11 protein-coding genes are annotated in these 11,212 nt (G+C 64.9%); 1 reads left to right on the top strand and 10 read right to left on the bottom strand.

Annotated elements, in window-relative coordinates:
* Positions 1 to 351: 351 nt before the first annotated feature.
* Positions 352 to 1,101 carry a HesA/MoeB/ThiF family protein gene (locus tag KHO41_RS40110; protein ID WP_211958741.1) on the top strand — a complete coding sequence of 250 codons (750 nt, stop codon included), beginning with the start codon at positions 352 to 354 and terminating at the stop codon, positions 1,099 to 1,101.
* A 6-nt stretch (positions 1,102 to 1,107) separates the two neighbouring features.
* On the opposite strand, the gene mnmH is transcribed toward KHO41_RS40110, so the two are convergent.
* The 10 genes from mnmH to KHO41_RS40160 form a co-directional block, all read right to left on the bottom strand.
* Positions 1,108 to 2,208 carry a tRNA 2-selenouridine(34) synthase MnmH gene (gene mnmH, locus KHO41_RS40115; RefSeq protein WP_211958742.1) on the bottom strand — a complete coding sequence of 367 codons (1,101 nt, stop codon included), beginning with the start codon at positions 2,206 to 2,208 and terminating at the stop codon, positions 1,108 to 1,110.
* Positions 2,208 to 3,251 (bottom strand): selenide, water dikinase SelD, encoded by a 1,044-nt coding sequence (gene selD, locus KHO41_RS40120; protein ID WP_211958743.1) that lies wholly within the window; start codon positions 3,249 to 3,251, stop codon positions 2,208 to 2,210. The genes mnmH and selD overlap by 1 nt, the downstream gene beginning before the upstream one ends.
* Before the next feature lie 148 nt (positions 3,252 to 3,399).
* Positions 3,400 to 3,879: a bacterioferritin gene (gene bfr / locus KHO41_RS40125; RefSeq protein WP_011296489.1), complete on the bottom strand. Its 480-nt coding sequence runs from the start codon at positions 3,877 to 3,879 to the stop codon at positions 3,400 to 3,402.
* A gap of 126 nt (positions 3,880 to 4,005) precedes the next feature.
* Entirely contained in the window at positions 4,006 to 4,311 is a 306-nt protein-coding gene (locus tag KHO41_RS40130) for a (2Fe-2S)-binding protein (protein WP_041679451.1), read from the bottom strand.
* Between the two features lie 213 nt (positions 4,312 to 4,524).
* Positions 4,525 to 6,285, bottom strand: a complete 1,761-nt coding sequence (gene ptsP, locus KHO41_RS40135) for a phosphoenolpyruvate--protein phosphotransferase (RefSeq protein ID WP_211958744.1) — start codon at positions 6,283 to 6,285, stop codon at positions 4,525 to 4,527.
* Positions 6,286 to 6,334: 49 nt separating this feature from the next.
* On the bottom strand, positions 6,335 to 6,604 hold the full coding sequence (locus KHO41_RS40140) for an HPr family phosphocarrier protein (protein WP_211958745.1): 270 nt from the start codon (positions 6,602 to 6,604) through the stop codon (positions 6,335 to 6,337).
* Positions 6,573 to 7,028, bottom strand: a complete 456-nt coding sequence (locus KHO41_RS40145; protein WP_211958746.1) for a PTS sugar transporter subunit IIA — start codon at positions 7,026 to 7,028, stop codon at positions 6,573 to 6,575. The genes KHO41_RS40140 and KHO41_RS40145 overlap by 32 nt, the downstream gene beginning before the upstream one ends.
* Positions 7,029 to 7,117: 89 nt before the next feature.
* A complete protein-coding gene (gene gshB, locus KHO41_RS40150; RefSeq protein ID WP_211958747.1) occupies positions 7,118 to 8,071 on the bottom strand; it encodes a glutathione synthase in 954 nt (317 codons plus the stop codon).
* A 9-nt stretch (positions 8,072 to 8,080) separates the two neighbouring features.
* Positions 8,081 to 9,376 (bottom strand): glutamate--cysteine ligase, encoded by a 1,296-nt coding sequence (gene gshA, locus KHO41_RS40155; protein WP_211958748.1) that lies wholly within the window; start codon positions 9,374 to 9,376, stop codon positions 8,081 to 8,083.
* A 451-nt stretch (positions 9,377 to 9,827) separates the two neighbouring features.
* Positions 9,828 to 11,212 (bottom strand): ammonium transporter (locus KHO41_RS40160; RefSeq protein WP_280519734.1); only part of this gene is annotated, 1,385 nt, incomplete at its 5' end.

An 11,212-nucleotide genomic window follows, 5' to 3' on the forward strand; every position in this document is an offset into this window, starting at 1 on the left:
CGGCAAGCAGCCGCCGGCCAGTGCGCCGATCGGCGAGCCGCTGGGCACGCCGACCGGCAAGGCGCCCTGAGTAGAAGCGGCGCTGCGGCGCCGATTCAGATTGCTGACAAGGACGAATACCAGATTGTTTGCTCCCCTCTCCCGCTTGCGGGAGAGGGGTTGGGGGAGAGGGCAGGCACATGGCAAGCACCGTGACGCCTCGCTTCGTGGCAACTCCTGCCCTCTCCCCCGCCCCTCTCCCATAAATGGGCGAGGGGAGACAACATTCGCTGCTTTTGACTTTGTCAGCAGCCTCAAGCGGCCCTGCGGGGCCGCTTTTTACATTGCACGTTCCTTCCTGAGCCTCACGCCATGAACGACGATCAACTGCTGCGCTATTCGCGCCATATCCTGCTCGATGAACTCGGCATCGAAGGCCAGGAGCGCCTGCTGGGTGCCCATGCGCTGGTGATTGGCGCGGGCGGCCTGGGCGCCGCCGCCCTGCCCTATCTGGCGTCGGCCGGTGTCGGCCGGATCAGCGTGGTCGACAACGACCATGTGGACCTGACCAATCTCCAGCGCCAGATCATCCACACCACGGACAATGTCGGCCGCCTCAAGGTGGAGTCGGCGCGCGAAGGCATGCTGCGCATCAATCCGGGCGTGCAAGTGGAGGTCATCGCGGCCCGTGTCGGCGATGCCGAGTTGAGCCAGCTCGTGGCACAGGCCGACGTGGTACTCGACTGCTGCGACAACTTCGCCACGCGCCAGGCGGTCAACCGCGCCTGCGTGCATCACCGCGTACCGCTGGTCTCCGGGGCGGCGCTGCGTTTCGACGGGCAGATCAGCGTCTTCGACCGGCGCCAGGACAACGCACCGTGCTACGCATGCCTGTTCCCGCCGTCAGAGCCCGCACCGGAAGTCGCCTGCGCGACCATGGGCGTGTTTGCGCCGCTGGTCGGCATGGTCGGCACCGTGCAGGCGGCCGAAGCGCTCAAGCTTCTGAGCGGCGTGGGCCAGAGCCTGGCCGGACGTTTGCTGATGGTCAATGCGATGACGATGGAGTGGACCACGATGCAGCTGGCGCGCACGCCCGACTGCCCGGTCTGCGCCGGGCATTGACGCGCATCAGCGCGCGGAGCGTTCGCGCAGCCAGTCAGTGACCGCGGCGCGGTCGCCGCGGAACACCACGCGTGCTGCGCGTTTCTCTTCCTGGTACGCGTACATGGGGTCGTAGTAGTCGCGCAGCAGCACTTCGATCCAGGCGCGGTGAGGAGCGGTTTCGCCCCGCTCCGACTGGCTCGTCAGCGCGTGTTCCAGCAACGCCGACAAACGGCCATAGCGTTCGCCGCCGAGCCGCGGGGAGATGGCGGCCATGGCGTCGCGCAGACGCGCGGCATACGCCTCGAAGCCGGCCACGGGCCCGAGCTGTTCGATGTGCTCGGCCGCCAGCCCCAGTACATAGTCGCGCAAGACACGCTCCACGCGTTCCTCGAACGACGCCTCCAGCCACACCAGCGGGCTGGCCTGCATGCGCTGCCACAGCACCTTGGGCAAGTCCCGGCCGCCGATGAAGCGGCCCTCGTCCTCGACTACCAGCGCGCGGTAGCCGGCGTCGGCACGCCGCAGCACGTCGATGGCCAGCGAATTTTCGAAGTCGATCTGCTGCGGCTGTGGTTGCGCGCGGCGCCCGAATGCCGAGCCCCGGTGGCAGGCCAGCCCTTCAAGGTCCACCGCCGCCGGCACTTCGGTGATCACATCCGTCTTGCCGGTACCCGTCAGGCCGCCCAGCACCAGGAAGTCCCGCGTGGCCGCTGCCTGCTCGATCACGTCGATCAGGAAGCCACGCATGGCCTTGTAGCCGCCGGTCACACGCGGATAGTCGATACCCGCCTCGTCGTGCAGCCACTGCTGCACGATCTGCGAGCGCAGTCCGCCGCGGAAGCAGTACAGGTAGCCGTCCGGATGCGCTCGCACAAACCCCGCCCATTGTTCGATGCGTGCAGCCTTGAGATCGCCCGACACCAGCCGATGGCCGAGTTCGATCGCCGCCTGCTGCCCCTTATCCGCATAGCAAAGGCCGACCTGATGCCGCTCTTCGTCGTCCATCAGCGGCAAGTTCAAGGTGCCCGGGAACGCACCCCGGGCAAATTCCAGCGGTGCGCGCACGTCCATCATCGGCGTGCCGCTCAGGAACAATCGGCGGAAATCGCCGGTATCTTCACGCATCAGGCAACCTCTACGGCATGCTCTCCGCGTGCAACCACTTCGCCGATGGGGGCGAGATCCAGGCCAAGCCGGGCGCAGGCATCCAGGAATGCCGCCTCTCCTGCCGGCTCGACGGCCACAAGCAGGCCGCCGCTGGTCTGCGGATCGCACAGCAGCGCGCGCTGCTCGTCGGTGAGTGTGCCGATGCGATGGCCGTAGCTGTCGAAATTGCGCTGGGTGCCACCCGGCACGCAGCCCGCATCGATATAACGCAGGATTTCCGGCAGCACCGGTACCGCCGCATAGTCGAGCCGCGCGGTCAGGCCGCTGCCGTCCGCCATCTCGACCAGATGGCCGAGCAACCCGAAGCCGGTCACGTCGGTCATCGCGCGCACGCCCGCCAGCCGGCCGAATGTGCTCCCCGGCCGATTCAGCACGCACATCCAGTCGCGCGCCACATGGGCATGCTCGGGCCGCAGCAATCCCTTCTTCTCTGCGGTAGTCAGCACGCCGATGCCAATGGGCTTGGTCAGGTAAAGCCGGCAGCCAGCGGTGGCCGTGTCGTTTCGCTTCATGTGCACGCGGTCGACCATACCGGTGACGGCCAGCCCGAAGATCGGCTCCGGCGCGTCGATGGAATGCCCGCCAGCCAGCGGAATGCCAGCGTCGTCGCACGCCTTGCGGCCGCCCGCCACCACTTCGCGCGCGACCTCGGGCGGCAGCACGTTGACCGGCCAGCCGAGGATGGCAATGGCCATCAGCGGATCGCCGCCCATCGCATAGATGTCGCTGATCGCGTTGGTCGCGGCAATGCGGCCAAAGTCGAACGGGTCGTCGACGATCGGCATGAAGAAGTCCGTGGTCGACACCACGCCGCGCCCGCTGTCGTCGCCGTCGATCGCATAGACGGCGGCATCATCGCGCGAGGCATTGCCAACCCACAGGCGCGGGTCCAGGTTCTGCGCGCCGCTGCCCGCCAGGATCACGTCGAGCACCTTGGGGGAAATCTTGCAGCCACAGCCGGCACCGTGGCTGTATTGCGTCAGGCGGATCGATTCGGCCATGGTCGTGGCTCCTGTACGGCGGTCTGGATGAAGAGAGGAATTGGAATGAGAAGGGTTACTGCAGGCGGGCAAGCGAATCGGCGGCGCCAGAATGCGCCACGCGGGGATGCCGGCCGCCACTGCAGGCAGCCTGGCAGGAAGCGGCGGCTTACTGCTCGCCCGGCTCCATCTGCGACTGCAGATAGTTCTGCAGGCCGACCTTGTCGATCAGGTCCAGCTGCGTCTCCAGGTATTCGATGTGCTCTTCCGTATCGGTGAGGATATCGACCAGGATCTCGCGGCTGACGTAATCGCCAACGGATTCGCAGTACGCAATGCCTTCCTTGACGGTGGCATGCGCGGTCTGCTCCAGCTTCAGGTCGCACTTGAGCATTTCAGGCGTGTCTTCGCCGAGCAGCAGCTTGTGCAGGTCCTGCAGGTTGGGCAGGCCGTCGAGCATCAGGATGCGGTCGATCAGCCGGTCGGCGTGCTTCATTTCGCCGATGGATTCCTTGTACTCCACGTCGCCGAGCTTCTTCAGGCCCCAGTGGCGATACATACGGGCGTGCAGGAAATACTGGTTGATCGCGGTCAGCTCGTTCTTGAGCTGGGCATTCAGATGCTGGATGACCTTCTTGTCACCTTTCATGGGTGGCTCCTGTTGCATCGGGCCCGCGCAAAAACACGAACGGCGCCAGAGGCGCCGTATGCAGTCGAATGAAGATGCGAATGCGCGAAAACGCGCCGTGAACTGTGCGTCAGTTCAAGGGCGCGCTCAAGCCACCAGCGCTTCACGCTGGTCGTTCGCGACTGCCGGGTCCCGAGTGTCCATTATGGTACATGTGCTGGACACGGAACAGGAGGAAATCTCCACGACCTGGATGTTTGCGATCGTGGCTGCGGTTACGTTGCGCACAGCGGCAACGCCTTCTGCCAACACTTGCTGGGCGCATTCGCGGCACCGTCCGCAGCAGGTACCGACACCAAGCGTCTCGGCCAGTTCGTCGAGGGTCTCGACGCCCAGGTGAGCGGCTCCGTGGATTTCACGATCGGTAATCTGGTTGCAGATGCAGACGTACACAACTCCCTCCTTGGGGGCTGGCGGCACCGGCATGCCGCTCGAATGAACGTCAGAATACCAAAGATCGAAAATGATAACAATTCCCATTAAGCCACAGTCGGACAGGTGGGATTTGCGTCACTCGGCGGCAAGCGGAAAGCTGATTCCGGCGCACATCATGATCCGCAAAGTGATGTTTTGCGCGCCGGATTCGGGAGAAAAACCCTTCAATAGTTAGGGCTTAGCGAGCTGTTCGAGGGCCACCGCCTGTTCCTCGGGTTCATAGGCGTTGAGGACCTGGTCCACGAGCGGCTCGAGCCGGGCGCAATCGGCGTGCAGGACCTCCTGCTTGACCCGCAGCAGTTGGGCCGGATGCATCGAGAACTCGCGCAGGCCCATGCCCAGCAGCAGACGTGTCATGAGCGGATCCCCGGCCATCTCGCCGCACACCGCGACGGGCACGCCGGCACGATTGGCCTCACGGATGGTGCGCGCAATGAGCTGCAGCACGGCCGGGTGCATCGGATCGAACAGATGCGCCACGGCATTGTCCGCGCGGTCGATGGCCAGCGTGTACTGCGTCAGGTCATTGGTGCCGATCGATAGGAAGTCCATGCGGCGCAGGAACAGCGGCAACAGCAGCACTGCGGCCGGAATCTCGATCATGGCGCCGACTTTCAGACCGGGATCGTAGGGCACGCCGCGCTCGTCGAGCTGGCGCTTGGCCTGCGCAATCAGTTCCAGAGTCTGGTCGATTTCCCGCGCATGCGACAGCATCGGCACGAGCAGCCGGACCGGCCCGAACGCCGATGCACGCAGCAGCGCACGCAACTGCGTCAGGAACATGGCCGGCTCGGACAGCGACCAACGGATCGCACGCAGTCCGAGCGCGGGGTTCAGCGCGGTCTCGAAATCGTCGCCGCGGCCGTCCAGCGGCTTGTCGGCGCCGATATCGATCGTGCGGATGGTCACCGGCAGTCCGTGCATGGCTTCGACCGCCCCGCGATAGGCCGCGAACTGCTCGTCTTCGTCCGGCAGCTCGCCGCGACGGTTCATGAACAGGAACTCCGAGCGGAACAGGCCCACGCCCACGGCGCCGGCCGTGAGCGCGGCGCCGGCGTCCTCGGCCATTTCGATATTGGCCAGCAGGTCGATTTCCTGGCCGTCCAGTGTGACCGCCGGGGTGTGGCGCAGACGCTGCAGGCGCTTCTTTTCGAGCGCGCGCTCGCTCTGGCGATGGCGGTATTCCTCGAGGATGATGGCCGACGGATCGACAATCACCAGACCGGCATCGCCGTCGACGATGATCCAGTCGTCCTGGCGAATCAGTTCGCTGGCGGCTTGCACGCCGACCGCTGCCGGGATGTCAAGGCTGCGCGCAACGATCGCGGTATGCGAGGTGCGTCCGCCCATGTCGGTGACGAACCCGTGGAACACCGTGTGGCGGAACTGCAGCATGTCGGCCGGCGCGATATCGTGCGCCACGACAATCACGCCCGGCGCCGGCTCGCCGTCGGGGGCCAGCGCGGGAACCGGTGCGGGCGCAAGCACCGGCGCACCGGCCAGCACCTTCAGGATCCGTTCGACGACCTGGTGGATATCGGCCTTGCGCTCGCGCAGGTATTCGTCCTCGATCTCGTCGAACTGGCGCATCAGCTCTTCGAGCCGCGTGGTCAGCGCCCACTCCGCGTTGTAGCGGCGTCCGCGGATCAGTGCCTCGGGCTCGCGCGACAGCGCCTCGTCGTCGAGGATCATCGCGTGCACGTCCAGAAACGCGCCCATTTCCTCGGGCGCGTCACGCGGCAGGTCGCGCTTCAGCGTGATGAGTTCGGCACGTACCGCGGCGCGCGCGGAACGCAGGCGTTCGACTTCGTCGTCGAGCCGGTCTTCATCGACCAGGTAGTGCGAGACATCCAGCGCGGCTGGAGCCAGAAGATGCGCGCGGCCGATGGCGACGCCGCGGGAGACCGGGATGCCGTGCAGGGCAAATGACATGTGCCGCTCCGTCAGGAACGTTCAGGAAAGCATGGTGGCGCGGCGGACCTCACTCGCCCTCGCCGAAGCGGTTGGCGATCAGCGCCAGCAGCGCGTCCATCGCCTCCTGCTCGTCCGGCCCGTCGGTCTCGATGGTCACGGTCGAGCCAATCCCCGCCGCGAGCATCATTACGCCCATGATGCTCTTGGCATCAACCTGGCGTCCGTTGCGGGACATCTTGACCTGGCTGGCGAAGCTGCCTGCCAGTTGCGTCAGCTTGGCCGAAGCGCGGGCGTGCAGCCCGAGCTTATTGATGATGGTGGTGTCCCTCTGCAGCATATCGGTCGGGATGGTTGGCTGTTTGATTTTGTACGGTTGTAGTGCCTACCTGCAGCACGCCCTGCGACCCGCCGGCAAGTGCCTTGGTCACGAGCTGATCGAGCTTTTCCCCGCGATAACAGATGGCGCGCACGAGCATCGGCAGATTGACGCCCGCCAGAACCCGGACGCGGCCCGGTTCGGCGAGCTTTGCAGCGATATTGGCTGGCGTGGCGCCGAAGATATCGGTCAGCACCAGCGCGCCGTTGTCTTCGCATACGGCATTGAGCCGCTGCCGGGCTTCGGCAAGAACGGCGGCAGGATCTGCGTCCGGAAGGACGTCGATGGCCTCCAGCCGCTGTGGCGGTCCACAGTAGACGTGGGCGGCGCAATCGCGCAAGGCCGAAGCCAGGGGAGCGTGCGCGATGATCAGAATTCCTGCCATGATGGTGAATCCGTTGGACTGGCCCGATTGTAGCAGGCGCCCTCCCCGGTATTTTCGCGCTTCCGCCCGCTTTCTGCCTGCTTTCTCCCTCAGGCGCCAGGCGCTTCCACCGCGTGCTCGAGCGCGTCAATGAACATCGCGGCCACCTGGAACCCGGTCTGCTGGGTGATTTCCTGGAAACAGGTCGGACTCGTCACATTGACTTCGGTGAGGTAATCGCCGATCACATCGAGACCCACCAGCAGCAAACCCTGCTCCCAGAGGCCCGGCGCCAGCGTCTCCGCAATCTTGCGGTCGCGCACAGTCAGTTCCTGCGCGCGGCCGGTGCCGCCCGCCGCAAGGTTGCCGCGCACTTCGCCCGCCATGGGCACGCGCGCCAGCGAATACGGCACGGGCACGCCGCCGATCAGCAGGATGCGCTTGTCGCCGTCCTTGATCGCCGGGATATAGCGTTGGATCATCAGCGTGCGGCGGCCGTCTTCCCCAAGCGTCTCGACGATGGCCCCGAGGTTCATGCCATCCGCGCCGACCCGGAACACGCCCATGCCACCCATGCCGTCGAGCGGCTTGATGATGATGTCGCGGTGTTCGGCGTGGAAGTCGCGAATGCGCGCGATGTCGCGCGTGACCAGCGTCGGCGTGATGAATTCCGGAAACTGGTTGATGGCCAGCTTCTCCGAATGGTCGCGGATCGCGCGCGGCTTGTTGAACACGCGCGCGCCTTGCGCCTCGGCCAGTTCCAGCAGCCAGGTGCTGGTGACGTACTCCATGTCGAACGGCGGATCCTTGCGCATCAGCACCGCGTCGAAATCCTTCAGCGACGTCAGCGCGGGTGTGCCTTCGCGGAACCAGTCATGGCTATCGCCGGTGAGCTGCAGCGGCGTCGCCACGGTCTCGACCTGGTCGCCGAACAGCGACAGCTGGGACTGCAGGGACCAGAACAGCTGATGGCCGCGCGCCGCGGCCTCGGTCATCATGGCGTAGGTGGAGTCCTTGTAGGTCTTGAAGGTCTCCAGCGGATCGGTGATGAAGAGGATGCGCATGGTGGCTCGTCAGAGAATCGGGTTCGGGTCGGTCTTTTCGAGTTCGATCGAGGCCGCCAGCAATGCCAGCCGCGCCACCACGCCGTACATATAGAAGCGGTTCGGCACCGCGGCGCCCGGCTTGGCGTGGCTGTCCGGAATGCCATTGGGCGCAAACGCGAGCGGCACGAAATGCATGCCCGGCGCATTCAGGTTTTCGTCGTTGCCGCGGCCGGTGTGCACGCGGTAGAAGCCACCGACCACGTAGCGGTCGATCATGTAGACCACCGGCTCGGCCACGGCCTCGTTGACCTTCTCGAACGTGTGCACGCCTTCCTGGATGATGACGTCGCTGACCTCCAGGCCTTCCTTCACGACGCTCATCTTGTTGCGTTCCTTCCGGTTCAGGCCCTTGACCTCGGAGGGATCGCGCACGGTCATGATGCCCATGCCATACGTACCGGCATCGGCCTTCACCACCACATACGGCGTTTCCTTGATGCCGTATTCGCGGTATTTCTTGGCGATCTTCTTGAGCACGGCTTCCACCGAGTCGGCGAGCTCTTCCTCGCCGATGCGCTCGTGGAAATTCACGCCCGAACAGCGCGCGAAGTACGGGTTCACCATCCACTGGTCGATATCGATCAGCTTGGCGAACTTCTTGGCCACTTCGTCATAGGCGGCGAAGTGGCTGGTCTTGCGGCGCGTGGACCAGCCTGCGTGCAGCGGCGGCAGCAGGTACTGCTCGTTGATGTTTTCCAGGATCGGCGGAATGCCGGCCGACAGGTCGTTGTTCAGCAGGATCGAGCACGGGTCGAAATCCTTCAGCCCGAGCCGGCGGTCCTTGGTGCCCAGCCGGGCTAGCGGCTCGACCACCAGGGTCTGGCCATCCGGCAGTTCGATCGGCGTGGGCTCGGTGATTTCCTCGGACAGCGACCCAAGGCGCACATTGAGGCCCGCCTGACGCATGATCAGCGACAGCCGCGCGACGTTCTGCAGGTAGAACATGTTGCGCGTGTGCCGCTCGGGGATCAGAAGCAGGTTCTTGGCATCCGGACAGATCTTTTCGATCGCCGCCATGGCCGCCTGCACCGCCAGCGGCAGCATTTCGGGGGCCAGGTTGTTGAACCCGCCCGGAAACAGGTTGGTGTCGACCGGCGCGAGCTTGAAGCCGGCGTTGCGCAGGTCCACCGAGCAATAGAACGGCGGCGTATGTTCCTGCCATTCCAGCCTGAACCAGCGCTCGATGGACGGCGTCGCGTCCAGGATCTTCTTCTCCAGTTCGAGCAGCGGACCGTTCAGCGCGGTAATGAGATGCGGGACCATATCCATCCTGTTGATCTATTGGTCGTCTTAATCGTTCGCCCCGATTGTAGAGGAACGGCCAATTGGCTGCTGGCAAGCCCTTTATAAGGATATGCGCGGCGCAGCATAGGGGATTCGGATGTGGGGACGCCTGTGCGGAAGTAAACCCCCCGCCGGCATGACGAAAAAAAAAAGCGCGGCTTGCCGCGCTTTCAAATGGCCTGACAGTACGGGGAGCGTTCTGCAGGTGGAGGAAACTGCCTCAATGGCACTGTATGTGCGCGCACCCACAAAGACAATTGAAGCTTTTTTAGATCGGATTTAAGCGCCCGGCGAAAAGCCGTCCACTTCACCCACTCCTCACCCACTCCTGCCTTGAACCGCTCGCCATATGAAAAAAGCCCGGCACGCGGCCGGGCAAAACTCCTGAGAGTCGATTCCCAATCAGCTCTCCAGCACAACACCTTGACGATCAGACTTCATAGGCGGTTTCGCCGTGCGAGGTGATATCCAGGCCCTCGCGCTCTTCTTCTTCCGGCACCCGCAGGCCGATCAGCATATCCACCAGCTTGTACGCCACGAAGGCCACCACGCCCGACCACACGATGGTAGTCAGCACGCCCTCGAACTGGATCCAGACTTGTCCGGCGATCGAGTAGTCGTCCGCAACCTTGTTGGCCACATAGTCGTAGATGCCCGTGCCGCCGAGGCTCGGCGCAGCGAACACGCCGGTCAGCAACGCACCCAGGATGCCGCCCACGCCGTGCACGCCGAACACGTCGAGCGAATCGTCCATGCCCAGCATGCGCTTCAGGCCGGTCACGCCCCACAGGCACAGCAGGCCGGCGATCAGGCCGATCGCGATCGAACCCATCGGGCCGACGAAGCCGGCTGCCGGCGTGATGGCCACCAGGCCCGCTACCGCACCCGAAGCGCCACCCAGCATCGACGGCTTGCCCTTGCTGATCCACTCGCCGAAGGTCCAGGACAGCACCGCGGCGCAGGTGGCCAGCAGCGTGTTGACGAAGGCCAGTGCGGCCGAGCCGTTTGCTTCCAGCGCCGAGCCGGCGTTGAAGCCGAACCAGCCGAACCACAGCAGCGAGGCACCCACCATGGTGAAGGTCAGGCTGTGCGGACGGATCGCCTCGCGGCCGAAGCCGATGCGCTTGCCAAACATAAAGGCACCGACCAGGCCCGCCACCGCGGCGTTGATGTGCACCACGGTGCCGCCGGCGAAGTCCAGCGCGCCCTTCTGGAACAGCCAGCCCGACTTGGCGGTCGCCGCAGTAGCCGCGGCAGCGTCGGTGAAGGCGTCCGGACCCGGCCAGAACCAGACCATATGGGCCATCGGGATGTAGGCAAAGGTGAACCACAGCACCACGAACACCAGCACGGCCGAGAACTTGGCGCGCTCGGCGAAAGCGCCGATGATCAGGCTGCAGGTGATGCAGGCAAAGGCGCACTGGAAGGCGAAGTAGCCCAGTTCCGGCACGACCACGCCCTTGCTGAAGGTGGCCGCCACGGCGTCAACCGTCAGCCCCTTCATGAAGAGCCTGTCAGTGCCGCCGAAGAAGGCATTGCCCTCGGTAAAGGCGAAGCTGTAGCCATAGACTGCCCAAAGCAACGCGACCACCGAGAAGATCACCAGACACTGCATCAGCACGGACAGCATGTTCTTCGAACGGACCAGGCCGCCATAGAACAGTGCCAGGCCCGGCAGCGTCATCAGGATCACGAACGCCGTGCTCACGAGCAGCCAGGCGGTGTCGCCCTTGTTGGGGACGGGCGCCGCCGGCGCAGCCGCGGCCTCGGCCGGCGCGGCGGCAGGGGCTGCAGCCGCGGGGGCTGCTGCAGCGG

The organism is Cupriavidus numazuensis (genome assembly GCF_905397435.1).
In the GTDB taxonomy this organism is placed as follows: Bacteria; Pseudomonadota; Gammaproteobacteria; order Burkholderiales; family Burkholderiaceae; genus Cupriavidus; species Cupriavidus numazuensis.

What these genes read in the sequence shown, in the direction of transcription:
- KHO41_RS40110 (WP_211958741.1), top strand. Translation starts at nt 352, where the DNA reads ATGAACGACGATCAACTGCTGCGCTATTCGCGCCATATCCTGCTCGAT.
- mnmH (WP_211958742.1), bottom strand. Translation starts at nt 2,208, where the DNA reads ATGCGTGAAGATACCGGCGATTTCCGCCGATTGTTCCTGAGCGGCACG.
- selD (WP_211958743.1), bottom strand. Translation starts at nt 3,251, where the DNA reads ATGGCCGAATCGATCCGCCTGACGCAATACAGCCACGGTGCCGGCTGT.
- bfr (WP_011296489.1), bottom strand. Translation starts at nt 3,879, where the DNA reads ATGAAAGGTGACAAGAAGGTCATCCAGCATCTGAATGCCCAGCTCAAG.
- ptsP (WP_211958744.1), bottom strand. Translation starts at nt 6,285, where the DNA reads ATGTCATTTGCCCTGCACGGCATCCCGGTCTCCCGCGGCGTCGCCATC.
- KHO41_RS40140 (WP_211958745.1), bottom strand. Translation starts at nt 6,604, where the DNA reads ATGCTGCAGAGGGACACCACCATCATCAATAAGCTCGGGCTGCACGCC.
- KHO41_RS40145 (WP_211958746.1), bottom strand. Translation starts at nt 7,028, where the DNA reads ATGGCAGGAATTCTGATCATCGCGCACGCTCCCCTGGCTTCGGCCTTG.
- gshB (WP_211958747.1), bottom strand. Translation starts at nt 8,071, where the DNA reads ATGCGCATCCTCTTCATCACCGATCCGCTGGAGACCTTCAAGACCTAC.
- gshA (WP_211958748.1), bottom strand. Translation starts at nt 9,376, where the DNA reads ATGGTCCCGCATCTCATTACCGCGCTGAACGGTCCGCTGCTCGAACTG.